At 69.5% G+C, this 25,588-nt stretch carries 14 protein-coding genes; 8 read left to right on the forward strand and 6 right to left on the reverse strand.

Annotation, left to right across the window (positions count from 1 at the left end):
* Positions 1-70: 70 nt before the first annotated feature.
* Entirely contained in the window at positions 71-958 is an 888-nt protein-coding gene (locus QHF83_RS18145; protein WP_282419116.1) for a penicillin-binding transpeptidase domain-containing protein, read from the forward strand.
* A gap of 335 nt (positions 959-1,293) precedes the next feature.
* Here the strand turns inward: QHF83_RS18145 and QHF83_RS18150 are convergent, their stop codons facing one another.
* Entirely contained in the window at positions 1,294-2,550 is a 1,257-nt protein-coding gene (locus tag QHF83_RS18150) for a cytochrome P450 (RefSeq protein ID WP_282419117.1), read from the reverse strand.
* 131 nt (positions 2,551-2,681) lie between these two features.
* Between QHF83_RS18150 and QHF83_RS18155 the strand changes: the two genes are divergently transcribed.
* Positions 2,682-4,277 carry a DUF1565 domain-containing protein gene (locus QHF83_RS18155; protein ID WP_282419118.1) on the forward strand — a complete coding sequence of 532 codons (1,596 nt, stop codon included), beginning with the start codon at positions 2,682-2,684 and terminating at the stop codon, positions 4,275-4,277.
* Here the strand turns inward: QHF83_RS18155 and QHF83_RS18160 are convergent, their stop codons facing one another.
* Both QHF83_RS18160 and QHF83_RS18165 read right to left on the reverse strand, forming a co-directional pair.
* On the reverse strand, positions 4,278-9,218 hold the full coding sequence (locus QHF83_RS18160; RefSeq protein ID WP_282419119.1) for a metallophosphoesterase: 4,941 nt from the start codon (positions 9,216-9,218) through the stop codon (positions 4,278-4,280). It abuts the gene before it with no gap.
* Positions 9,219-9,909: 691 nt separating this feature from the next.
* On the reverse strand, positions 9,910-11,343 hold the full coding sequence (locus QHF83_RS18165) for a serine/threonine-protein kinase (protein ID WP_282419120.1): 1,434 nt from the start codon (positions 11,341-11,343) through the stop codon (positions 9,910-9,912).
* 317 nt (positions 11,344-11,660) lie between these two features.
* Between QHF83_RS18165 and QHF83_RS18170 the strand changes: the two genes are divergently transcribed.
* From QHF83_RS18170 to QHF83_RS18185, 4 genes are all read left to right on the forward strand, one after another.
* Positions 11,661-12,503, forward strand: coding sequence for a hypothetical protein (locus tag QHF83_RS18170; RefSeq protein WP_282419121.1), 843 nt, complete (start codon positions 11,661-11,663; stop codon positions 12,501-12,503).
* 89 nt (positions 12,504-12,592) lie between these two features.
* Positions 12,593-16,669: a serine/threonine-protein kinase gene (locus QHF83_RS18175; protein ID WP_282419122.1), complete on the forward strand. Its 4,077-nt coding sequence runs from the start codon at positions 12,593-12,595 to the stop codon at positions 16,667-16,669.
* Between the two features lie 107 nt (positions 16,670-16,776).
* Positions 16,777-18,027 (forward strand): protein phosphatase 2C domain-containing protein, encoded by a 1,251-nt coding sequence (locus tag QHF83_RS18180; RefSeq protein ID WP_282419123.1) that lies wholly within the window; start codon positions 16,777-16,779, stop codon positions 18,025-18,027.
* Positions 17,996-19,150 (forward strand): hypothetical protein, encoded by a 1,155-nt coding sequence (locus QHF83_RS18185; protein ID WP_282419124.1) that lies wholly within the window; start codon positions 17,996-17,998, stop codon positions 19,148-19,150. Before QHF83_RS18180 ends, QHF83_RS18185 begins: the two co-directional genes overlap by 32 nt.
* A 241-nt stretch (positions 19,151-19,391) precedes the next feature.
* Here the strand turns inward: QHF83_RS18185 and QHF83_RS18190 are convergent, their stop codons facing one another.
* Positions 19,392-20,900 carry an NAD(P)/FAD-dependent oxidoreductase gene (locus QHF83_RS18190; protein WP_282419125.1) on the reverse strand — a complete coding sequence of 503 codons (1,509 nt, stop codon included), beginning with the start codon at positions 20,898-20,900 and terminating at the stop codon, positions 19,392-19,394.
* A 94-nt stretch (positions 20,901-20,994) separates the two neighbouring features.
* On the opposite strand from QHF83_RS18190, the gene QHF83_RS18195 reads away from it, so the two are divergent.
* Entirely contained in the window at positions 20,995-22,290 is a 1,296-nt protein-coding gene (locus tag QHF83_RS18195) for an MFS transporter (protein ID WP_282419126.1), read from the forward strand.
* Position 22,291: 1 nt separating this feature from the next.
* Here QHF83_RS18195 and QHF83_RS18200 read toward each other — a convergent pair whose 3' ends face one another.
* Complete coding sequence (locus QHF83_RS18200) at positions 22,292-22,555, reverse strand: hypothetical protein (protein WP_282419127.1); 264 nt, start codon at positions 22,553-22,555, stop codon at positions 22,292-22,294.
* On the reverse strand, positions 22,552-24,030 hold the full coding sequence (locus QHF83_RS18205; RefSeq protein ID WP_282419128.1) for a VWA domain-containing protein: 1,479 nt from the start codon (positions 24,028-24,030) through the stop codon (positions 22,552-22,554). Before QHF83_RS18205 ends, QHF83_RS18200 begins: the two co-directional genes overlap by 4 nt.
* 166 nt (positions 24,031-24,196) lie before the next feature.
* Here QHF83_RS18205 and QHF83_RS18210 point away from each other — a divergent pair, with 166 nt between their 5' ends.
* Entirely contained in the window at positions 24,197-25,501 is a 1,305-nt protein-coding gene (locus QHF83_RS18210) for a hypothetical protein (RefSeq protein WP_282419129.1), read from the forward strand.
* Positions 25,502-25,588 lie beyond the last annotated feature (87 nt).

The raw sequence follows: 25,588 nt of genomic DNA on the forward strand, positions 1-25,588 counted from the left end.
GCTCCACGAAACGTGCCCCGGCTGGAAATGCGTCGGTCCGGACGAGCGTTCGCGCGTCATGACCCCACGCATGCGCCCCCTCGCCGCCGCCGCGGGCCTCCTCGCCGCGCCTTTGCTCCTCCTTGCCGCGGGCTGCACGCACGGCGCCGCCACGGTCCCGGACCCGAGCGTGCCCCGGACTCCCAAGGCGGCCGCGTCCCGGTTTTCCGGGCTCGTCGGCTGCTTCACCATGGTCGAGCTCGGCACCGGCGAGACGGTCGAGTACGGCGGCGACGAGTGCGACGTGCGCACCTCGCCCGCCTCGACGTTCAAGATTCCGAACGCGCTCATCGCGGTCGACACGGGCGTGGTGCAGGACGAGACCACGGTGTTTCGCTGGGACGGCAAGGAGCGATGGCGCGCCACGTGGAACCGCGATCATTCGCTCGCCACCGCGATGTGGCACTCGACGGTCTGGTATTTCCAGCGCATCGCCGAGCAGGTCGGCGAGCCTCGTTATCGCGCGTATCTCTCGGCATTCCGATACGGCAATGCCGATCCCTCGGGCGACGTGACCATGTTCTGGCTGAACGACACGCTCAAGATCTCGCCCCGCGAGGAGCGCCGTTTCCTCGCCGCGCTCTACGAAAACAAGCTGCCCGTCTCGCCGCGCGCGACGACCGTCGTGAAGAAGACCCTCGAATTGCGCGGCGACGCCGTGGAGCACGTGCGCGATCGGCATCCGTTCATCGACCAGATTCCCGCGACCGTGGTTTTCAGCGGGAAGACCGGCAGCGCGCTCCCCGGCGATGGCCCGCCGGGGCCGCTCGGCGCGATCGGATGGTTCGTCGGCGCGCTGGAGAAGGAAGGCCGCACGTGGGTGTTCGCGTGCCGCATTCGATCGAACGACGAGAAGAAGATCGGCCCGGAGGCCGCGAAGATCACCTACGACATCCTGAAGAGCGAAGGGATGCTCTGACGTACACGCTCTTCTTTGGGCCGCTGCGCCGGGGCTCTGCCCCGGACCCCGCGGGGGCTGTTCGCCCCTCGACCCGAACCAGCGCAAGCGCTGGACCCGGGGTGGAAGAACTGCGCATCGCGCAGTTCTTCCAACGAGCCGGTGGGACCGCGTTGCCCGTCGAAAGGTCAGCGCGGCTGTCTTGATTGGCAGGGTCGTCGCCGGTCTTGCCTCGGCCTGTTCGATGAACTGCGCGGAGCGCAGTTCATCGACCCCGGGTCCAGCGCTTGCGCTGGTCCGGGTCCAGGGGCGGATAGCCCCGGTGGGGCCTGGGGCAACGCCCCAGCGCAGCGGCTTCAGTCCCAGGCGAGCTCCAGCGATTCGAGGCGGCGGGCGGTGGCGCTCGGGAAATAGGTGAGCTTCTGCTCCGGAACGAGGCGCAGGCTCGGCAAGCGCTGGGTCAAGACCTCCAGCGCGATGCGGCCTTCCAGGCGCGCGAGCGGCGCGCCGATGCAATAATGAATTCCGTGCCCGAACGCGAGGTTCGGCGCCGTCCGGCGGATGTCGAACCGGAGCGGCTCCTCGAAGCGCTGCTCGTCGTGGTTCGCCGAGATGTACGCGATCTGCAAGCGCTCGCCTTTCTTGATGTGCACGCCGCCGATCTCCACGCCCTCGAGCGCCGTGCGATACATCGCGTGGATGGGTGAGGCCGTCCGCAAGACCTCCTCGACGATGGAGGGGATGATGGCCGGGTCCTTCCGGGCCGCGGCGAAGAGCTCCGGATCCCGCGCGAGCTCGAGCGCCGCGGCCGCGATGAGGCCGGCCGTGGTCTCGTAACCGGCGAAGAGGATCTGCAGGAGCATGTTGACGAGCTCGGCCACGCCGAACGGCGGGTCCAGGGCCGCGGCGCCGGTGACGATGTCGGAGAGGGCGTCGTCGCGGGGATTCTTCCGGCGATCCTCGATCGCATCGGCGAGGTAATGCTGGAACGCGACGAAGCCCTTCGCGTGCTCGAGGAGCGACGGGAGCGGATCTTGCCCGGCGAAGATCGCGGTGCTGTTCGTGGTCCAGCGATCGACCTGATCGAGGTGCTCGCGGGGCAGCCCGAGCAGGTCGACGATGAAGTTGCCCGGTAATGCGATCGCGAAGGCATGCACGAGCTCGACGTGGCCCTTCTTGATGAATCCATCCACGAGCCTTTCGGCGATGTCGCGGAGGATCGGCTCGAACGCGGCGAGGCGGCGGAGCGAGAGGGCCTTCGTGACGAGGGCGCGCCCGCGTGTGTGGATCGGGGGATCGCTGTCGACGAGGCTCGGGAGGAGCGGATATCCCTTCATGAGCTCGGCGACGAGCTCCGGCGGGGGAGGCGCTGTCGCGGCCTTGGGCGTGATCGAATCGAGGGACGAGAAGCGCGTCGCGTCCTTCGCGACGGCGCAGACGTCCTCGTACCGGGTCACGACCCAGAGGCCGAGCGAATCACTCCAGAAGACGGGCTCGTCGCGGCGCGCGCGGGCATAAAAGGGCCGCGGATCGTCGAGCATGGGCGAGGCGAGCGGGAAGTGCTCCCGGCCGCAGGCGGACCCTCCACGGCTCGTCACACGGGATTCGGACATGAATGCCTCCGTGGCGCGACGTGGCGCCGCGCGCTCGTTGTACGGGGATGCACTGAACCACGAGGGAGCGACGCGCGTCCACAAAATGCGTATGCTCCGGCCTGCGTAATGCGGAAAGGCAGGGTGGTGTGATGCATCGAGGTTTCTTGGTGGCGCTCCTCGGGATCGGGCTCCTCGCGTGCTCGTCGAATGAAACGGGCGCGAGCGGAAGCGGCGGAAGTGGAGGCGGGAGCGGAGGCGAAGGCGGAAGCGGCGGCGGAGGCGGAAGCGGAAGCGGCGGCGGAAGCGGTGGTGGAGGCAGCGGCGGAGGCGGGAGCGGCGGTGCATGTGATCCGGCGGCAGGGACCTATTTCGTCGAGAATACGGGCAACGACGATGGTCCGGGCACCTCGGCCGAGCCGTTCCGGCACATCGCCGTCGCCTTGGAGGCCGCCCAGCCGGGGGACACCGTGGTCGTCCGCCAGGGCACGTACGACGAGCGCATCACGTTCCCGCGCTCGGGCGCGCCCGGGGCGCCGATCACGGTGCGCGCGGCCTGCGGCGCGCGGCCGATCCTCGATGGAACGAACCTCATTGGCACGGGCGAGGTGGGGATGTTCAACATCTTCGATCAGGCGCATATCGTCGTCGAAGGGTTCGAGATCCGGAACCTCGCGGGCGTGGATGGCAATTTCCCCGCGGGCATCTGGGTCCGCGGCGCCGCGCACGACATCGTGATTCGCGACAACGTCATTCACGACATCCTGGCCGAGAACGGCGGCGACGGCACGGGCGCGCACGGCATCGCGGTGTACGGGACCGAGACCACGCCGGCCGAGCGAATCTCGGTCATCGGCAACGAGCTCCACGATCTCGTCCTCGGCTGGAGCGAGGCGCTCGTGATCAACGGGAACGTGCGTGATTTCGAGGTGCGCGACAACCACGTCCACCACGTGAACAACATCGCGTTCGATTTCATCGGCTTCGAGGGCGACGTCTGCGGCTCCTGCTCCCAGGACGACGAGATCGACGCGCCCGACGTGAACCGCGTCCGCAAAGGCCTCATCGTGGGCAACCTGGCGCACGACGTCACGAGCGCCGGCAACCCCGCCTATGGCAACGAGAAGGCCGCGGGCTGCTTCTACGTGGACGGCGGGGCGGATCTCGTGATCGAGCGGAACACCGCGCACGATTGTGATCTCGGCGTGGAGCTCGCGAGCGAGTGGTTCGGCAAGTCGACGCGCGCCATCGTGGTGCGGAACAATTTCCTTCACGATAACGATGTCACGTGCATCGCGACCGGCGGGTACAGCAGCGGTAACGGTGGTGGGGGCGGGGCCGCGAAGAACAACGTGATCGTCAACAATACGCTGTTCAATTGCTCGCGCGATGGCTGGGCGGACGCGGCGATCCTCTTGCAGAACCGCAACGAGGGCAACGTGTATCAGAACAACATCGTGGTCGCGACGATGGGCACGAGCGCGGTCGTCATCGCGGGCAGCGGCAACACGGGAAACGTGTTCGATTTCAACATCTACTTCAACGGGGGGCTCGACGGCGCCTCGGGCGGCGCGAATTCGCTCACCGTGGATCCGAAGCTCGTGAATCCGCTGAACGGCGATCTGCACCTCTCGCCCGGCTCTCCCGCGAAGGACGAGGGGAGCGGCGCGGTCGACGTGGGCGCGGTGGACATCGACGGGGAGAACAGGAAAAACGGTCCGGTCGACATCGGCGCGGACGAGCTCTGATCAGCCCCACCTCACCTCGTAATGGGCGCGGCGCTCGCCGGGGTTGTCGCCCGGCCACGTGCACCAGGGCTCCCAGATGCCTTCGTCTTTGCGGAGCGAGCGCGTATCCACGCGCATGCGCCCGAGATCCCGCGGAATCGTGATCAGGTTGTAGAGCCGCGGCACGGACGCGGGGCGGTGGTCCGCGGGCGCGCCGAAGCTGCCCGCGCCGACGACGTGGATTCGCCGCGCGGGATGCAGGTATCCCACGAGATCGGCGCGGTCCTCGTGGACGTGCCCATGAAGGACGGCCCGGACGTCGCCGCGGCGCAATCGTTCGAGGAAGGCGTCGTCCGTCATCTTTTCATTGCCCGTCACCGGGTGGTGGAAGACGGCGAGCCTGAGGACGGGGGCGTTCGCGTCGAGGTCCCCGCGCCGCCGCGCCTCCTCGATCTGCCGCTCCGCCTCGGCGAGGGCGCGGGAGAGCGCGCCGGGGTGAATGGCCGAGCGGCCGCGGTGGTATTCGTCGATCTCGAACGCCGAGTTCAGCGCGACGAACTGGATCCGCTCGGCCGGGAAGAGCAAGGCGAGCCCTTGCTCCTCGGGCGTGAGCGGATATTCGCGCAGGCAGAGCGGGTGGTAGAGATGGCGGGAAAAATTGCGGAATCGCTCGGGATAACGCGTCTCGTCGCGCACGAGGTAGCCGCTCTCCTGCTCGACGAAGCTGCCGGGCGCGAGGCGCCTCGGGTCGACGGCGCGCCGCTTCTTGAAATCGTAGACCTCGGTGTCCCAGTCGAGATCGTGGTTGCCGGGCACGACGATGCAGCGCTCGGCGGTGAGGCTCATCGCCTCGGCGAGGCGCGAGAGGAAATGGCGCGCGGCCTCGAGCTCGCCGGGGCTCGCGCGGTTCGAGAGGTCGCCGGAGACGACCACGAAATCGAGTTTTTCCAGGGCGAGCCCCTCCACGCGGTCGCGCAGGTCCGTGAGCAAGGGCTGGAGCAGGGTCTCGGGATCGTCGCCCTCGTGGAGGTGCAGGTCGCTGAGGTGGAGGATTCGAATGGGCGCGGGGGGTTTGTCCGAGGTGACGCGCGCGACGGCCATGGCCATCCGCGCGGCCTCGACGCTCTCCTCGCGCCTGCGCTCGGCCTCGCGCCGCAAGGCGAAGATGGGGGCGGCGAGCGCGTCTTTCCCTTCGGCCCGCGGGACGAGCGGGGTGCGGGCGTCGCATTCGGGGCAGCCGATGTCGGAATGGCCGCCGACGAGGCGGCTCTTGACGGTGTCCTCGGGCAAGACGTACCCGCACACGCAGCGGACGGAGGCGCGCTCGACGAAATGGACGCCGCGCTGCTTCAGGTGATCCTCGAGAAAGCCCGCGAAGAGCCGCCGGACCTCGTCGGGCGTGTCCGGGGAGAAGGCGACTTCGAGCCCGCCGCGCGCCTTCCCGGCCGGGGCTCGTGTCATGGATAGCCGCGACAGACCTTCGCCCGGGAGGCCGAAATCCGCGCGGCCGGGGCCGAGGCGCGCCGGGCCGAAGCGTCGGCCGAGGGCGAGGGCCGCGACGACGGAGGCATAAACCTCGGAAGCGGGGCGGCTCATTTCGTACCGAATGGCGGCCGGCAGGCTGGGGGCGACGGGATCGGCCGGATCGGCGACGGGCGCGGGGGCCGGGAAGAGGGCGGGGAAGACGAGCAATCCCTCGTGGAGGAAACACGTGCCTTGTGCGAGCAGGAGCGCGATGACGCCGTCGAGGACGCCGAGCTCCTGATCCTTGCGCAAGCGCTCGCCGGGCGGGATGCGCGGGAATCGCGCGGCGGGGCCGAGCAGCGTGGCGATGTCGAGCGCGGGGACGCCGTGGGGGTTGTCGCGGGCGAGCAGGATCAAGGAGCCAGCATACCGGGCGATCTGCTCGACTTCGAGGACGAGGGCGCGCGTTCCATCGGACAAACGTATGTCGGCGACGAGGCCCTGGCGGGCGAGCTGGGAGGCGACGGCGGGGATCGCGACCGCGAGCTCGGCGTCGGTCTCGTCCTCGGCCACGCTGGCCTCGAGCTCGAGCAGCGTGAGCACGGCGCGGCCGGCCTTGCGGGCGCGCTCGACGTGCGCGCGAATGCGTTCGAAGAGGACGGGGCGGCTCGTCGGACCGAGCAAGGACCAATCGATGGCGCCGAGGATCGTGCTCTTCAATTCGGAGATGCCGCGGCCCGTGCGGGCGCTCGTGGGCACGTACGCGAGGGCGCCGACGCGGGCGCGGAGGCGCTCGCTCGCGGCGCGATCCTCGGGGGCCCGCTCGGCGTCGTCGAGCTTCGTGCCGACGAGCAATCGGCGGGGCGCGCCGTCGTGCTCGCCTCCGTCGCCGAGGTGATCGTTCCAGGAGGCGATTTCATTCTCGGCGGCCTTGCCGCGGCCGGGCTCGAAGACGAGCAAGGCGAGGGAGGTGTCCCGCAAGAAGAGCGGATGGACGAGGCGGTATTCGTCCTGGCCGCCGAGATCCCAGACGACGAGCTCGCGGCGGTGGTTTTTCGGGACAGGCGTATCACGCGGCAGGCGTGGGCCCGAGATCGACCAGAAGCGCATGCCGTGGGTGGAAGGTTGCTCCTCGTAACGTTCCTCGGCGAGGCGGAGGGCGAGGCAGCTCTTTCCGGCGCGGCCCTCGCCGAGGAGGACGACCTTTGCCGTGGTGGTGTGGAGCGTGCTGGAGGAGGGGGCGCGGCCGCGGAGGGCGTCGATATCGACGGAGAAGAGGGCGAGGGCGCCGGTCGGTGAGGGAATGGCGAGCGTGGGCTCGGTGGGGGAGAAGACGGAGCCTGCGAGGTAATTCGTGGTGGATCGCAATCGAGCGACGGGCTCCCAGGTATCGGTGCGCCAGAGCAGGACGAGGCCGTCGCGGGAGCGGGAGGCGAGGAGGCGGCCGTCGTGCGAGAAGGAGAGGCTCGTGACGGCAGTGGAATGGCCTTCGAGCTTGGCGAGGAAGGCGCCGTCCTGGAGGCTCCAGACCGCAATGGTGCCGTCGTCGGCGGCGGAGGCGACGTGGGGCGTGCGGGGCCGGAACGCGAAATCGAGGACGGAGCCGCGGTGGAAATGGGCGGCGCGGGTGAAGCCATTTTGCGGCAAGGTGCCCGCCGGGATCGTCGAAATGGCGACGAACCCGTCGCCCTTGCCGCCGGAGACGAGGAACTCGCCGTCGGGGGAGAACGCGACGGCGAAGATTCCTTCGGGGCAGAAGCCGTGATCGAGGTGGCCGAGGGGCGAGAGCTCGTCGGCGTCGAGGAAGAGAATCCTCCCGTCGGGCTGGCCCACGGCGAGGATGTTTTCGGGCGACCAGGCGAGGCTCGTGCCGGAGACCTCGTGCAGCGTGCGGAGGCATTCGCCGTTCGAGGTATCCCAGATGGAAAGGTTCGTCCCGGCACGCGTGGCCATGCGGCGGCCATCGGGCGCGTAGCAGAGGTCCATCGCGTCGGAGCCGGCGCGCGCGAGCCAGCGGTTCGATTGCGTGTCCGCGTCCCAGACGTGGATCTTGCCCCAGAACGAAATGGCAGCGAGGGTGTCGCCGGTGGGCGAGAACCGGACGCGGGCGAGGGGACCGCGGTCGATCGGCAACGAGCGGAGGAGGGTGAATTCGGAGGGTACGTCCGCGGAGGCGGGCGCGGACGCGGGCGCGGGAGCGGCAGCGCGCGCGGAGGCGGAAGCGGGCGCGGATGCGGGACCGAGATGGAGGCCGCGCGTGGCTCCGGGGGCGCGCGCGGGGACGGGGGAGGGGGCGAATGCGGCGACGGGCGCGGCGCGAGGCGGCGGGGGAGCCGGGGGAGCCGCTTCTTTTTTGAATTCCAGCGGCTCGGGTGCGGCGAATGCGCTGGGTGGTGCTTCGAGCTCGAGCTCGGGGGAGGATTCCGCGGCGATCGGTAATGGGAGGGCCTCGTCTTCGGCCAGATCGTCGAGTTCTGCAGCCTCGGAGGGGCGCGAAAGGACGAACGTACGCCGGACGGGATCCGGGAGGGATGGATAGGAACGAAAGATGGGGTCGTTGGTCGGCGAAGTGCCGAGGATCCGGGGCCAGAACGTCATCGTGCCCGCGTCCGGCTCCAGGCGCCCGGCGGCATACCCGCGCCGTTTGTCCGTATCGAGTGCGCCCGAGAACGGAAACGCCGAAAAGACGGGCGCGTGAGGCGCATCGACCAGGGGCTCTCCGCCGCGCAGGCTGCCTGTGAGGTGAAGCGCGAAACGGCCGGGGGGCGCGATGGTGGTCGAGAATCGTTCGAACGCACGCGGCGAGAGCGCGGAGGGCGAATGGTGCGTGAGCAGCAGGCACGCGTCGTGCGCGCGGGCCCAGGCGTCGAGGTCTCCCGTGGCTGCTTCGAGCTGCCGTGGATCCACGTCGAGGAGGCCATGCGCCTGCGTGGTGAGCGCGAGGAACGCGGTGTTGAGGCCCGCGATGCCGAATCGCTCCCCGTTCTTCGTGAGGGTCGCCGCGAAATCGCCGGGCAGGAGGCCCTCTCGGAGGGCGTCGTCGAACGGGCCGAGCCGCACCTCGCGCCATTCCTCCGTCCATGAGACGTACGGGGCGAACGCGGCGGTCACGGCTTGCCGGAAGGGGTGAGAGGCCTCGTCGAAGAACGCCTCGCGTGCTTGCGGGTGAAGCTCCCAGGTTGCCGGGTTTGGTGCGACGCTCGCGGCGGTTCGGACGAGGTCGTGGTTGCCGGGAACCGTGAGGAGCGCGGGGCGCGAGCCGAGCCGAGCGAGGAAGTCCCGGAGCGAGGCGAGCCCCTCCGAGACGATCGCGTATTCGGTCTCGGTCCCGGTCGAGGCGAGGTCGCCGGTCACGAGGAGGAGGTCGATGGGCCCGATCCGATCGTGCAGCGAGCCGAGGTCCCGCTCCAGCTCGTCGCGGAAGGCGGGCCGCTGCCACAGGGTGCCGGTGGTTCGGACGTGCAGATCCGTGAGGTGCAGCCAGCCGAGTCCGGCCATGTAGGGGGCTCCCGGGGGTGTCGACCAGCGCCCATCGTATCCCCCGGCCCTCGCGTCCGGCAACGACGGCGGGGGGTGCGTGGGTGGGTTTGTCTCGATGAACTGATAACTGCGTCACATTCACTTTTAGTTGTTTATTATGCAACAATTCACTGTGTTTGTTTTAGTTTTAACATGTTGCTGCCAGTCCTTTGGGGGCGGGTTTGCTAAGACAAACTGAAGTTTGTACCACATGACTCTGTTCCGTACTTACGTCGACAGTGGAATTTGTGAGTTGTTGCCACCCAAACATCTTGCTACCAGTACTTTGGGGCCGTTTTTTCCTTATCGGTGAGGGGCCTGCACGGGGCTCTCGGGGGCCTCCGGTGCTTTCTCCGGTCTTCCGGGCGTTTTTGGGCCGTTTTTGTCTGGTTTTGCGTCATGAACCCTCGTGAATTTTGACGCGACGCGTAGTTGTGTATTTGTTTAATGGTCGCAAATAATATTATTGGCTTGTAAAACGTGTTTCTTGTAAAACTTAATGTGTAGGAGTGTGTGCTGTTTAATGGTTTGTCTTGAAAATTGTTGTGTGCGAATGGAATGGCAGGCGCGGCCATTGTGCCAGGCTGGCGCAATGACCGCGGATGGGCGGGAATGAAATGTGCGGGGGAATCGAATCAACGAGGGGCAGGGCGCCCCTCGGATTGCTTTTTCAGGCCGCGCTGCGGCTCACGAGGACGAGCGGATCCGGGCCGGGCGCCGCCTCGAAGCCGCCGAGGCCGTCGAGCAGCTCCCACGTCGCGCAGAGATTCGGTGTTTCTTCGGAGGACGCCCAGTCGCCCGTACGCGCGAGCGGGCCGCCGACGATCTCCGGATCGGCGTCGATTCGCTCGCGCACCACGACCTCGCCCGCGTGCGCCGAGACGTTCACGTGCACGCGTGGATCGGATCCAGAACGCGACGCGAGCGCCGCGTGCAGCTCGAGCGCGAAATTGAGCGCCACCTGCCGCTCGTCCTGCCAGGTCGCAGGATCCCGCGGCAGCAGCCGGAGGCCGAGCACCTCCGCGCTCGTGCTCGTACACAACGTGTAGCCCGCGCTCCGCATCCGCTCCTCGGCGCTCGCGAGGATCCGCTCGATCTCGGCCGCGAAGAGATCCGGCGCGTCCTCGGCGTCGGCACGCAGCCGGATCTCGATGAAGATGCCCACCGCGAAGCGCGGGAGCTGGTGCGAGGACGAGCGCAGCGTGCCCGCCGAGGTCGCGTGGCGCAGCGCCCGCACGAGCGCGTGCACCGACTCGTAACGACGCTCGGGCCGTTTTTCCAGGCACTTCAAGACCACCGCGTCGATCTCGCGCGAGACGGGGACACGCTCGCTCGGGCGCGGCGCAGGCTCTTCCAGGTGCTTGCGCACGAGCTCGCCGGGGAACGAGGACTCGAACGGCAAACGGCCCGTGAGCAGGCGATAGAGGAGCGCGCCGAGCGCGTAGACGTCGGTGCGCGCGTCGACCGGCGCGCAGAGGAGCTGCTCGGGCGCCATGATCGTGAGCGTGCCGATCTGCCGGTTCACCGAGGTCAGGCCCGCGCTCGACGTGCCCGGATCGACGAGCTTCGCGATGCCGAAATCGAGGAGCTTCACGCCGCCGAGCCCGCCCGTCGCCATCACGTTGCTCGCCTTGACGTCGCGATGGACGATGCCCGCCGCGTGCGCCGCGCCGAGCGCCGCACACACGGGCTCGAGGATCTCGAGCGCCTCCTCCGGGCCGAGGCGACCACGCATCGAGAGGAGCACGTCGAGCGTGACGCCGGGGAGATATTCCATCACGAAGAACGGCGTTCCGCAGGAGAGCGCGCCGACTTCCTTGATCTCGACGATGTTCGGGTGGCGGATGCGCCGGAGGAGCTCGACCTCCCGGACAAACCGCTCGATCATCTTCGGCAGCGGCGCGAGCGTCGGATGCAGGACCTTGATCGCCACGGGCTCCGCGCGGCCCGCGGGATGCGCGCGGTACACCGAGCCACACCCGCCGCGCGCGACGAGCCGGTCAATGACGTACCCACCTACGGACGTCCCGACGGCAAGAGGGACGTCGTGATCCTCGCCGCCGCCCATCCCGCCTCCGCCAAGAAGCCCAGATCGACCCATCATGCCCTCCCCCCGGTGCGATCGCGATCCTACGCCACGGGTATGACCCGAAATGCGCCGCGTCGGCAACCGATTTCCGCGGTATCCGTGCTTGTCCAGAAGCCCAATGATCGCCGCGACGCGCGATCGAATCAGGGTACGCACGGGCCTGATGGGGCCGCTCCCGATCCTTCGACCCTAGAACGCCATCAGGGCAATTCCCGATGGCTTCGTCGAGGGTCTCCCGTTCGCGGGACGCCCGTACTCCAAGTTCGTCGTGTCCTGTGCCGGCTCCGTGTTTCGCGCTATCGTGAGGGGAATCTCTGAGACGGGGGGGGTACATGTCTCGGAAATCAATGGTCGCGTTTTTTCCGTTCGTGCTCGTAGCGGTCGTGCCGGTCATCGGTTGCATGGGGGCGCCGGGGCTCAGCGAGGAGGACAGCACCGAGGTCGTGGGCGAGGCGGCCTTCGGCATCAACATTCTGAACGCGCTCGTTCCCGAGGCGCTGACGGCGGGGAGGGACTTCGCCAAGGCGCCTCTTTCGGTGGACGCGATGGTGCCCGAGGCCCGCGCGGCTATCGAGGCCTCTTCGGAGAAGGGGCGGCTCGCGCGGATGTTCCTGCGCTATGCCGTGGGCTGCGCCCTCGGGCCGGACCAGGAGCTCTCGTTCTCCTGGACCGACCTGCACGGCGATGTCCACGACGAAGCGTATCGGGGCATCGCAGGGCTCGCCCCGTCGTGGGAGCAAGCGCCGCTCGACGAGGTGGGCCAGCCGTGGGTGTCGGCGTGCCTCGGCGCGCGCACGAATCGTTACGGCAGGGCCGTGGAGATCTCGATGCATGGCTCCGCCGATGCGCTTGCGGAGCTGCATGACGTCGAGATCAAGGGGTTCCCGTACGAGGAGGGGGCGTTCTGGGGAAACGTCTTCCAGCCCGAGCCCTATCTGCGCACCTGTTACAACCCGGCGAACGCGGAGCAGGCGCGGAGCAAGCTGCGTGATTGCGCGGCAGGCCTCGCAGGCGAGGGCGACGAGGACTGCGGTATCATGGAGATCATGGGACCTTGCGCGAGCCAATGCGAAGCGCTCGGAGAAGGCCTGTACCATGCAGGCTGCACCGCACCCCAATCTGGGGTTCCTTCTGGAGGGAAAACGGAGTATGTGATCACCGTTTTCCTGCCGTAGAGATGATCGCACCACCGCCGCCGCCGGAGCACGACGCAACCACCCGTCAGGGACGGAAAGTATCGCGTTGTGCTTCGTGCGGGAGGCGGGTGGGCGCCTCCGGGTGCCCGGAGCACGGTCGTCCACTCGAAGGGGACACGGCGCCCGAGCTCGCGTCCGAGCCCGAGGCGCCGCTGCCCGAGTTCCGCGGCTACCGCACCGAACGCATGCTCGGCCGGGGCGGGTTTGGCATGGTGTACGCGGCCGTGTCGAAGGCGCCGCTGCCGAGCGCCGGGCGCCGCGTGGCGATCAAGCTGGCCCGAGACGATCGGGCCGGCGCCGCGCAACGGCTCGCGCACGAGCTCGTGGCGCTGCGCCTCGTGGGCCCGCCGTACGTGCCCGAAGTGCTCGACGCGGGCGTGCTCGCCGCGGGTTCGCCCTACATCGTGATGGAGCTCATCGAGGCGAGGACGCTCGCCGAGATCCTCGTCGCCCGCGGCGGGCCTCTGCCCCCGGCCGAGGCCTGCGCGTTCACCCGCGCCTTGCTCGGATCGCTGCACGCGGTGCACGACGAGGGGCTGGTTCACCGCGACATCAAGCCGGAGAACGTCCTCGTGACGGAGCCGCCGGGGCGCGCGATCGTGCTCGATCTGGGGCTCGCGCGGCGCGAAGGCGTGATGCCGGCGCGCGTGACCCCGCCCGAGGAGGGCGCGATGGTCGGCACGATCGAGTACATGGCGCCCGAGCAATGCGAGGGGCGCGCGGAGCTCGACGCGCGCGCCGACGTGTACGCGGTGGGCGTGATCCTGTACGAGATGCTCGCCGGGCATCCGCCGTTCTGGGGGCCGCCGGCAGCGGTGCGAGAGGGACATCTCTCCCGCAGGCCCGCGCGGCTCGAACGTGCGGCCGGGGCGTCGATCCCGGCGGCGCTGGAAGACATCGTGCTCCGGTGCCTGGAGAAGGATCCAGCCGCGCGATACGCGAATGCAGCGGCGCTCGACGAGGCGCTCGCGGCGATCTCCCTCGGGACGGAGGCCGGGGTGCAGGAGACCCCTGATGTCGCCGGGGACCCCGCGACGAACGGGATTGGAAAAACCCAGCCCCCGGATCGGGGCGCGTCGGCCGACGCTCGAGCGAGGTCGTCCGATGCGTCGGCCTCCGAGCGGCGCACGGTGGCCTTGCTGCACTTCACGTCGCAGCTCGATCCGATCGCGCTGCAGGGACGCATCGAGCCGATCGGCGGGCACGTGATGCGCGCCTCGAGCGGCCGGTACGTGGTGGCGTTCGGGCACGAGGCGGACGAGAACCCGGTGCGCCTGGCGATCCGCGCAGCGCAGGATCTCGTCGCGCGCGGAATCTGCGAGCGGGTGTGGATCGATCTGGCGAACGTGTCCGTGACGACGCGGCCCGACGGGTCGAAGCGGCTGCTCTCGCCGCACCTCGCGCGGATCGGGCAAGCGCCGCTGCCGGCGTCGACCGCGCCCATCCTGCTCTCACCGGCGGCGCGCGCGGTGCTGACCGAGGCCGATCTCTCGGAGCTGCTCTCGCTGTTCGGGGCGAAGACCGTCGAGGAGAGCGAGCTCTCCGGCGCGGAGGATCCGACGACGCGGCTCGGTCACGTGGGGCCGCCGCTCGTCGGTCGGGACGATCTGCTGGAGACGCTCACGCTCTCGGCGCTGCGGTCGGTCCGCGAAGGCGTGCCGTCGGTCGCGGTGATCGTCGGGGATCCGGGGCACGGCAAGAGCCATCTGCGCAGGCTCCTGGTCGAGCGCCTGCGCACGCTCGTGCCGCTCGGGGCGGCGGTGGATCTTCGCGCGCCGGAGCCGATCGTCGGCGGCGGTGACAGCGTGCGCGATCTGCTCTCCGCGGCGCTCGGTCTGCCCGCGTCGATGCCCGTGGAGGGGCGCAAGGCCGCGCTGCGCGAGCGCCTCGGGCCGGCGAGCAGCCCCGAGGCGGAGGCGGCGCTCGCGCTCGCGCTCGGGTGGGTGGGGCCGCCGCGCGGCGACGAGACCACGGACTTCCCGGGCCTGCGCGCCCTCGAGGCCGCGCCCTTCGCGCTCGGCGCGACCCTGCGCGTGGCCGGGGGCGAGGCGCTGCGCAGGCGCGCGGAACGGACGCCGCTCTGCGTGGTGCTCGACGACGCGCAGTTCGCGGACGAAGCGACGCTCGGCATCCTGGAGCACGCGACGCTCGCGGAGGCGCGGGCGCCGATCTTCGTGTGCGCCCTCGGCCGGCCCGTGTTCCGCGAGAACCACCCGTCCTGGGCCGAGCGTGCCGCGCACCGGGACGTCTTCGATCTCGGCCCGCTCGATCCGCAGAGCGCGGCCTCGCTGGTGCGCGCGCTGCTCGCGCCCGCCGAGAACGTGCCGGAGCTCGCGGTTCGCAGGCTCGTGGAGCGGACGCAGGGCATTCCGCTCCTGCTCGTCGAGCTCGTGCGTGGGCTCAAGGGCGCCGGAATCGTGCGCCGGCACGAGGGCGGCCGCGGGTTTTACGTGGCGACGGACGAGCTCGATCGGGTGCCCGATCTGCCGCTCATCGAGTGGCTCGCGCACCGCGAGATCGACGCGTTGTCGCCGGCGGAACGGGCGCACGCGAGGCTCGTGGCGACCGTCGGGGCCGAGGTCACGCCGGAGGAGATTTCCGGCATCCTGCGCGGGATCTTGCGCCGCCTCGATCAGAGCGGCGAGTCGAGCGAGTTCCCGCTCGACGCGCGGATCGGCATCGAGCGGTTGCTCAACACGGGCGTCTTGCGCCGGCAGCGCCACGGCCGCGTCGGCTTCCGGCACGCGCTCGTCCGCGAGGCGATCGCCCGCGGCGTGCCCGAGGCGCTGCGCCGCAAGATTCACCTCACGTGTGCCGAGTACTACCGCGACGCCCCCGGGCCGCCCGAGGGGCCGCCCGAGGAGCAACGGCTGCCGCAGCTCGCCTACCACGCGGCCTGCGCGGGGCTCTTCGACGTGGCGGAGGCGGCCTACATGGCGCTCGCCGAGGCGGCGCGGGCGAGGCACGCGTACGTCGACGCGGAACGCTTCTACACGCTGGCCCTGGAGCAGCAGGCGAGCACGGGGATGCGGCGCGGCAACGCGTACCGCGGCCGCGGGCTCATGCGCTACCGCGTGGGCCGCTACCACGACGCGCTCGCGGACTTCGCCGAGGCGCGCGCGGCGGCGAGCGCGGCGGGCGACGAGATGGAGATCGTCGAGATCCTGCTCGACGAGGCGACGGCGCTCGACTGGATGGGCGAACACGTGGCCTCGCGCGACAAGGTGCACGAGGCGCAGGCGCGGGTTGCGGGTCGGGCGACGCCGCTGCTCTCGGCGCGGCTCCTGCTCGGGATCGGGCGTTCGCATTATCGCTTTTCGCTCAAGGAAGAGGCGCTCGACGCGCTCACGCGCGCGGCGACCGAGGCGGCGGCGCTCGGCGAGGCGGGCTACGAGACGCAGGTGATCGCGCTGCTCATGCTGGGCTACCTGGAGCAGGGCATCGGCCGGCACGCGGAGGCCGAGCGCGCGCTCGATCGGGCCGTGACCTTGTGCGACGCCCACGGCGACGCGCTGCACCTCGCGGCGTCGATCAACACGCGCGGCGTTTTGCGCGGGTTCCAGGGGGATCGGCAGCGGATGATCTCGGACCTCGAGCGGGTCATCTCGCTCGGCCGCGAGCTCGGGCAGGACTACATCGAGTGGACCGGCCACTTCAACCTGGGCGAATGCCTGTACCTGATGGCCGAGCTCGAAGCGGCCGAGCCGCACGTGGCCCAGGCGCGCGCCATCGACGAGCGGCCCGTGGGCGGCGAGCCGCGCCCGGCGAGCATCCTGCTCCAGGCGCGGATGCTGCTCTACCGCGGCGACATCGAGAACGCGCGCGCGCTCGCCTCACGGGCCCGCGGCGGTACGTCCGCGCCGCTGACGGTGCCCTCGGACGACGTGCTTTGCTCGATGATCGAGCTCGCGACCGAGGACGCGGGCGACGAGGCGTGGGAAGCGCTCGAGGCTCGCTCGGAGCGGTACTCGATCGGGCAGGAGCGCATCGAGGTGGTCGAGACGCGAGGCCTGTCCGCATTGCGGCGGGGGAGGCGGCGCGAGGCGGCGCGTCACCTCGAACGCGCGCTCGCCCTGTCGCGGCAGATCCCGAACGTGATCGGCAAGCGGCTGGCGCGGCACCTCGCCGAGGCGATGCGCGACTAGCGCCGCGATCGCGGGGCCGGTTTTTCCACCCAAGCCGCGGGCGGTTCGTAGTAGAAAAACCGAGGGGGGCGTCCGGTACGTCGCGCGCCGCCCGGGGATCTCCGCCCATGCAGCTTTGGACCGCGATCGCACTCGCCCTCGGTGTCGTCCTCGTCGGAGCCGCCGGTTTCCAGCTCGCGAGGCCGAAAGCCCTGCCTTCGGGCGGCAAAGGAGAACGCAAAGGGGAAGGGGGCAAGGCGGACGACGCGCCCGACGTCCTCGCGAGCGCACGCGCAAGCAAGCCCGCGCCCGAGCGCGTGAGCAAGCCCGCGCCGGAGCGCTCGAGCAAGCCCGCGCCGGAACGAACGAGCAGGCCCGCGCCGGAACGAACGTCCTCGGACAAACTCCTGCCGAAGATCGCCGAGCCGAACGAGGACGAGGACGACAGCGAGCTGACGGTCATCACGTTGAGCCCGAAAATGCCGCGCCTCTCGGACCTCAACGACGACGAGCGCGAGGTCGAGGAGCACCCGGACGCGCCGGCGAAGGCCATCGTCGTGGACGACGACGCGGCCGCGGACGAGCCGACGCGCGCCTCGCCGTTCATCCTCGTGAGCGCCGCGGGGCAGACGGACAAGGGGCAGAAGCGCAAGAACAACGAGGACAGCTACGTCGTCGTCGACGAGCACGGCCTGTTCGTGGTGGCCGACGGCATGGGCGGGTACGCCGGCGGCGAGATCGCCAGCGCGCTCACGGTCGAGGTGATCGAGAAGGCGTTCAAGACGCAGAAATTCGAGGGTCCGGCCTACGAGAACGTGCCGCGCCGGGGCCAGGAGCTCGCGCGCAGCATCCAGATGGCGAACAAGGCCGTCTTCGAGAAGGCCGCCGGGGACCCGATGCTGAAGGGCATGGGCACGACGGTGGTGGCCGCGCGCTTCTCACTGAACAAGCAGCGCCTCTACCTTGGGCACGTGGGTGACAGCCGCTGCTATCGGCTGCGTGAAGGTAAGCTCGAGCAGATCACCACGGATCACACGATGGCCGCGCTCGGCTTCACCGGCCCCGCTTTTGCACATCGCCTGAACCGCGCGGTGGGCACGCAGCCATCCGTGGAGATCGATCTCATCATCGGGCGCCCGCGCCCCGACGATGCCTACCTGCTGTGCTCGGATGGTCTTTCGAAGATGGTGCCCGACGAGGAACTGCGGCAAATCCTGGTCGAAACCAAGCATCCGCAGCAGGCCATCGACAAGCTGATCGCCCGCGCCAACGAGAAGGGCGGGCATGACAACATCACGGCGATCCTGGTCTGCGTGAAGTCGCCGGCGGAGTACATTCGATCCCTGCGTGAAGCACCGACGGCTGAGCAAGCGAGCTGAGACGATCGTCGGCCGGCTTTCGCTCGCCGTGTTTGGCGTGCTCTCCATCGGGGCGATGTCGTTCGTGGCCCTCCGCGATTTCAACGCGCCCGCGATCACGGCCGCAGCGCATCTCCCCGCGCTCCCGTCGGTCCGGCCTCCGGTGCCGCCGAAAGCCACGCCGGAGGCTCCTCGGGAGCCGCAAGAGCGGGCCGATCGCAATGTCTCGCGCGAGGGCTACACGCTCGTCTCGGCGGGCGCGCTTTTCGTCCCGTCATCGTTCGCGTCGGCCGACGGCACGTTCGATCTGCTGATTCATTTCAACGGCAACGCCGAGCTCGTCGCGGAGAGCGTGGCCGCGGCGGGGCTGTCCGCGCTCGTACTCGTGGTGAACGTCGGCGTGGGCTCGGGCGCATACGACACGCGGTACGCGGCGCCCGGGATGCTCGATTTCGACGTGGCGCGCGTCATCGAGACGGCGGCCGCGCGCGGGCTCCGCGGGGCACGGCTCGGCCGGCTCGCGCTCGCAGCGTGGAGCGCCGGATACGGGGCGATCGGGCGCATCCTCGCGCGGGACGAGGCGTTTTCGCGGGTGTCGGCGGTGCTGCTCTGCGATGCGCTCCACTCGAACTTCGTCGACAAGGGCAGTCGCGAGGTCGACATGGAGCGCATCGCGCCGTTCGTGCGTTTCGCCGAGAAAGCCGCAGCCGGCGAGAAGCTCTTCGTGATGACGCACTCGGAGATCGGCGAGTTCCGCTACGCAACCACGACCGAGACCTCGGACGCGATCCTCCGCGTGATCGGGATCGAACGATCCCGTACGATCAACTGGCCCGATCGCCCGAGTTTTCCCCTGGCGCGCGCCGTCATGTCGACCGAGCGCTGGCTCGAGCAACGCAGCGAAGCACGGCGCGGCGATCTGCGTATCGCCGGCTATCGCGGGTTCAAGGAGGACGACCACATCGCGCACCTCGCGCAAATGTCGTCGACCGTGCTGCCTTCGCTCGTCGAGTACTGGAAGCGCCAGCAGGGCCGAGCATGCGTCTCATCTGGGAGCCGCTGCGCTGGGGCGTTGCCCCAGGCCCCACCGGGGCTATCCGCCCCTGGACCCGGACCAGCGCAAGCGCTGGACCCGGGACGATGAACTGCGCGATGCGCAGTTCATCGCACAGGCCGAGGCAAGACCAGCCACGACCCTGCCAATCAAGACAGCTGCGCTGACCTTTCGATCGGCAACGCCGTCCCACCGGCTCGTTGGAAGAACTGCGCATCGCGCAGTTCTTCCACCCCGGGTCCAGCGCTTGCGCTGGTTCGGGTCGAGGGGCGAACAGCCCCCGCGGGGTCCGGGGCAGAGCCCCGGCGCAGCGGCCCCAGAAATGAAGGTTTTACCCTTCGTCGCGCAGCGCCGCCTCTGCTGCATTCTTGCCGCAGGCGCCGTGCACGCCGGCGCCTGGGTGCGTGTACGAGGAGCCGAGGTACAGCGCGCGGATCGGCGTGCGATAGCGGAAGTATGGGAACACGGGGCGGAAGAAGAGCTGGTGCTGGATCTGCGCCGAGCCGCCGCCGAGATCGCCGCCGATGAGGTTCTCGTCCATCGCTTCGAGATCCCGCGGCGTGACGATCACGCGCGCGAGGATCCGCTTCTTGAAGCCTGGCGCGAGCTCCTCGATGCGCGCCTCGATTCGATCGGCGAACGATTGCTTTGCGGCCTCCCAGCCGCCGGGCACCGTGGGAGGGACGCGCGAGTAAGCCCAGAGCGTGTGCTTGCCGGCGGGCGCGCGCGTTGGATCTGCGAGCGTTTGCTGACCGATGACGAGGTATGGATCCTGTGGCAGCTCGCCGCGGCGCACCTCCGCCGTGAAGCGCGCGAGATCGTCGAGGCTGTCGCCTGTGTGCACGACGGCCGAGCGCGCTGCGTCCTCGCATGACCACGGCACCGGGCCCGAGAGCGCCCAGTCCATCTTGAACGTCCCGAAGCCGTGCTTGAAGTGCCGCATCGACTCCGCGATCGGCGTCGGCACGAGACCCGGATCGAGCAATCGCAGGTAGAGCGCGGGCGCCGACGTGTCTGCGATGATCGCGCGATCGGCCTCGATCTCCTCGCCTTGCTCCGTCACGACGGCCGAGGCGCGCCCCTCGCGCACCACGATACGTTTCACGCGCGTGCCTGTCCGCACCACGCCGCCGAGCTCTTCGAGCCGCTTGATCAAGGCCCGCGTGATCGAGATCGCTCCGCCCTCGGGAATCGCGAATCCCCCGCTCGACGCGAGCATGGCCAGCATGAAGCCCACGATCGCGCCGAAGGGATCGTCCGGGCCGACGTCCGTGTGCAGCGCGAGCGCCGGAATGATCCGGCGCGCCGGTTCGGTCCGGAACGTCCTCTCCGCGTAGCCGCGACCGCTCGACGCGGCCACGGCTGCGAGCCGCAGCAGGTTCGCCGGCCCGAAGCGGAGCATCGGCCCCACGGCCGGCAGCGTCGAGAGCAACGCGTCGAGCAGCTTCTCTCGTGTCTTCCCGTGCCAGCGCGCGAGCTCCTCCCAGGCGGCACCGTCCTCGCCGAGGCTCCGCTTGCTCGCCTCGAGGTCGCGCCCGATCGCCGCGCACGTGCCGTCCTTGGCGGGGTGGGCGCTGTCGAGGGGCGCGTGACGCCACACGAGACCGGCTTCGGGCAGGTCGAGGGGCATCAGGGCGGGGCTCGTGGGGCCGAAGGGGAAGAAGGCGGCGCCCACGTCGTGCAGGAAGCCGGGCAGGGTGCTCTCCTCGGTCCAGGCCGCGCCGCCGGGCCGGCGCTGGGCCTCCAGCACGAGCACGGACCACCCGGCCTGGGCGAGGTAGTTGGCGGCCACGAGCCCGTTCGGACCTGCGCCGATCACGATCGCGTCGGGGGTGATCATGGAGTTTTGTGTAGCACGGTGAGAAGCGCTCGGTGTTCGTCCGGTCGTGTTCCCGTAGCGGCCGGGGCGTCACAACGCGTACCCTCGGCGAACGATGAGCCAAGGCCCTGGTGCGTCCTCCACGACCCTTCCGCTCGAGCGAGGTGAGCCTTCTGCCCTCGTCGAGGACGCAAGGGCGCGTCGCGGACGATGGACCGCGTGGGTGCTCACGTGGGTGTCGTACGCGACGTATTACTTGGGGCGCAAAGGGATCAGCGTCGCGAAGGCGCCCATCATGGAGAGCCTCGGCAAGGACGTGCTCCGCAACGTCGAGACGGCGTACCTCGCGGCGTACATGGTCGGGCAGTACGTGAACGGCATGCTCGGCGATCGCGTGGGCGCGCGCCGGCTCGTGGGCGTCGGCATGCTCGTCTCGGCGGCCGCGTGCCTCGTGTTCGGGGCGTCGAGCGTGGGGATCGCGTTCCTCGTCGCGTTCCTGGTGAACGGCTTCGCGCAATCGTCGGGCTGGCCTGGCAACGCGAAGGCGATGGCCGAGTGGACCACGCCCCAGAATCGCGGCCGCGTGATGGGCGTGTGGGCGACGTGTTATCAGGCCGGCGGCATCATCGCGACGTGGTTCGCCACGTTGATGCTGAGCCTCTATGGCTGGCGCGCGAGCTTCTGGGGCCCGGCGGTCGTCGTCGCGCTCGTCGGCGTGCTCGTGCTCCTGTTTTTGAAGCCCGGCCCGGGCGCGGTGGCGGTCCCGGTCGCGGGCGTGGCTACGGGCGCGGAAGCGGAGGTGGCGGCGACCCAGCGGGCGGAGCGGAGCCGCGTGCTCCGGAACCCCACGGTCTGGTTTTATGGCGCCTCGTACTTCGGGATGAAGCTCATCCGCTACAGCATCCTGTTCTGGCTGCCGTTTTACCTGACGACCGCGCTGCATTATACGAAGACGGGCGCCGGATACATGTCGATCTCGTTCGAGGTCGGCGGCGTGCTCGGCACGATCACCATGGGGGCGATCTCCGATCGATATCGCCATATCCCGCGCTCCCGCTTCGCCGCCGCGTGGCTCGTGCTGCTCGCCGGCGCGATTTTCCTGTATGCGCAGCTCGGCGCCACGGGCACCGTCACGAATTTCGTCGTGATGGCGCTCGTCGGCGCGCTCCTCTTCGGGCCGGATTCGCTCATCAGCGGCGCCGCGGCGCAGGACGCGGGCGGAAAGTACGCGGCCGCCACCGCGCTCGGCGTGGTGAATGGGGTCGGCTCGATCGGGGCGATTCTTCAGGAGTACGTCACGCGGGGCGTGAGCGAGCGCTACGGGTGGGACAAACTGTTTTACGTCTTCGTCGCCCTGGCGGTGTTCTCGGCGGTCTGTCTCGTCCCGACGTTCCGCCCGCGGAAGGCGTGAGTCACTCGCATTCCTTGTACGACTCGCCGAGCGAGCACCAGGCCGCCTCGCAGGAGGCCTGATCGCCGCTCTGCTCCAGCTTCTTCGCGGCCACGCAGCTCTGCGAGCTCGCGCAAGCGCCGCTCTCGCCGCACGTGTTCGTCACGAGATCCGCGCAGGTGAAATCGCTCGGGCAGGACCTTTGCCCCTCGTCGGAGCAGCCCGCCAATGTCGAGCACGCGAGCACGAGCGCGCCGAAGAGCCCCCGAAACACGCGCGCCTTCATGGTGTCTCCACGGCGAGGCCGAGGTTTTGCCCGAGCTTCTGGAGCAGCGTGATCTCCCGCTTCAGGTTCTCGTCGGACAGGGCCGCATCGGCGCTCGTGAGCCGCGCGATCGCTCCTTCGAGCCGCGCGGCCGCGTCCTCGGCGTCGAGGCTCCCCGTGTGGTAATCGCCGCAGAGCCGCTTCATCACGAGGTATTCGTTCGTCACGGCGAGCGTCCGCGCGATGTGCGGGGTCGGCAAGAGCGCGTCCGTCGGCCCCGGCAGCGTCTGGAAGGGCAAGCGCATCGAGAGCGTGTCCTTTTCGAGGACGCCCTCGGGCGTCTCGTATTCGATCGTCACCGAGCCCGCCTCGATCGCCTCGCCGGAGACGAGCGGCTCGAGGTTCGACCCATCGAGCCGGAGCACGATCCCTCCTTTGCGTTTGCTCAGGAACACCGTGCTCACGTCGAAGAGCTTGCCGCTGCCGTGCTCGCCGATCTGCGGCACGCCGTAGACGTCGGAGACCTCCGTCCCCTCGGCCGCCGCCGTCGAGACCCGTAGGTTGTACGCGATGGGCGTCACCAGGAAATCGAGCTCCTCCTCGAAAATCGGCTTCACGTCCTCGGCGCCCACGAATCGATGGTTTCCGCCCCGCAGGTGCGCGATCTGGTCGACGAACGAGGCGTCGAAGTTCGAGCCGAAGCCGAAGAACGTGAAGCCGATGTCGAGGGCCGAGGCCGCCTCGACCATCGACTGGAAGCTCGCGGCGTCGGTCGCGCCGACGTTCGGCATCGCGTCGGTGAACACCATCAGCCGCGAGAGCGTGTCACTCCGCACGTGCTCGTCGATCACGGCATATCCGAGCATCATGCCCTCCTCCATCGAGGTCGAGCCGCCGGTCTCGATCTCGTCGATCGCGGCGTGCAGCGATTCCTTGTCGGAGACGGGCGTCGATTCCTGGATCGTGCTCGCGCTCGAAGCGAACTCCACGATGGCCACGCGATCGTCGGGCCGGAGGTGGTCGACGAGCGCGTGCAGCGCCTCCCGCACGTGCGGGAGGTTGCCCTCCATCGAGCCGCTCGTGTCGATCACGACGCCGAGGTTCAAGGGCTTGCGGACGAATTCGTCCTCGCGGATGTTCGATTGCATGCCGAGCTGCACGAAGATGTCGCGCGCGTCGTCGTCGAGGCCTACGTCGAGCCCCGCCGCCGTATCGATGCAAAGGGGTTTTGCGCAGGGCACGGGGGCCGCGAGGGCGAGGTCGTGCTCGGAATAGAGGCCCTCCGGGGTGAAATCGTCGAGCGTGGGGACGCCGCCCGATTCGATGATGCTGCGCGCGAGCCCGATGTCCTGGGCGCCGCCGGGCGTGGCCCCGAGAAAATCGCCCCCGGCCGAATACCCGCCGCCGCACCCCGCAGGCGCGGCAAGGGCGAGCACGAGGGCGAGGGGACGAAACGAGGGACGGATCTTTCCCGCGAACGATGTTCGTCGATGCATGTCGATTCCAATCCAAGGCAAGGGTTTTCCCGAACGCAGGGGCATTCCACCCCGGCATCGAGACCCTCGATGGAATCGCGCATTCCGGGCGGCGTCAAGGGGCCGCACGCCCTCAACTGGGAAAGGTAGGCAGCCTCCGTTACCATGGGCCCCCTTGGAGGTCTTCATGGTGTCCTTGTCTTCTCGTCTCGGTCCCACGCTTTGCGCGCTCGGCGCGGCCGCCGTCCTCATGGCCCCCGGCGAGGCGCGCGCCGCCGACGACATGCACTGGTTCTCGCCCGGGCTCATGCTCTCGCTGAGCTTCGGCGACAAGATCAACTTCGGCCTCGGCCTCGACGCCCGGTATTCGCTTCTCTTCGTCGGAGATACCACCTGCTTCTCCAGCCCCCGCGGCGCCGTCGGCGCATTCGCGCAGGCGTCCTGGCTCAACTTCTCGGCCGCGGGCCGGTTCGCCGCGGGCATTCATGGCGGAGTGGACCTCCGGCGACTTCCGTTCGGCGCGAACGCCGAGGTCGGCTGGACGTATCGCACGGCGCTCTCGGACCAGCACCCGGGCGGCCACGGGGTTCACGTGGGCCTCGGAGGCATCGGCGCCCAGATCGTCGACCTGGCCTTTCGCGGCACGATTCCCTGGGCGGGGGACGATAGGAAGCCGGAGTTCACGATCGCCATGGGCGCCCATTTCCCGCCCATGTACGGGAATCCGGGCAGGTGCATCATGGGGCGGCCTTTGCGCGTGAACGGTCGATACGTTTTGCCGGGCGTCACCGGAAAACCGCGCCGCGGGAGCGGGCGCCGGGCGAGGATCGACGAGACCACGCGGGCCGCGCTCGCGCGGTCCTTCCAGGACGACGCGCGCGCGGAATGCGCCTCGATTCCAGCGTTTCTCGCCCTGGCGCGGGATCTCGCGGCGGTGGGCGCGCCGCGGGAGCTCGTGGACCGGGCGCTCGTCGCGGCGGCGGACGAGGTGCGGCACACGGAGCTTTGTTCTTCGATTGCAGGGGATCTCGCGTCGATGACGCTGGCGCCGGAGCTCTTGCCGGCGCCGCGGCGGTCGGGGCTCGATCGAAGGCGGGAGCTTTCGCGTCTGTGCGTGGAGTCCTGGGAAGACGGCTGCCTCGGCGAGGGGGCGGCGGCGGAGCGTGCGCGGAGGCAGGCGAGGGGAGCGAAGGAAGCGGGCATCGGCGCGGCGCTCGGTGTGATTGCGGAGGACGAGGCGCGGCACGCGGAGCTCGGATGGCGGGTCGTGGAATGGTGCCTGTCCGAGGGCGGGAAGCCGGTGCGGGAGGCGCTGGGCGAGGCCGTGGCGGCGTCGCCGGAGGGGCCGGCGCGGGAGGATGTGCCAGAGGCGGAGCCGGCCGCGTGGCGCGCCCATGGAAGGATCGGGCAGCACGAAATCGAGGCGTCGTGGGAGAAGACGGTGGGTTTGGCACGGAAGACGGCGGAGGGGTTGCTTTGGGCTCGCCCGTGACGTGATTGTCAGGGGGCGGCGGACGGCTGCGCCTCGAATACGGGCTCCCATGGGGAAGGCACGCGTCGTGCATTCGGCCGTGCCACC

The organism is Polyangium sp. 15x6 (genome assembly GCF_029960785.1).
Lineage (GTDB): Bacteria > Myxococcota_A > Polyangia > Polyangiales > Polyangiaceae > Polyangium.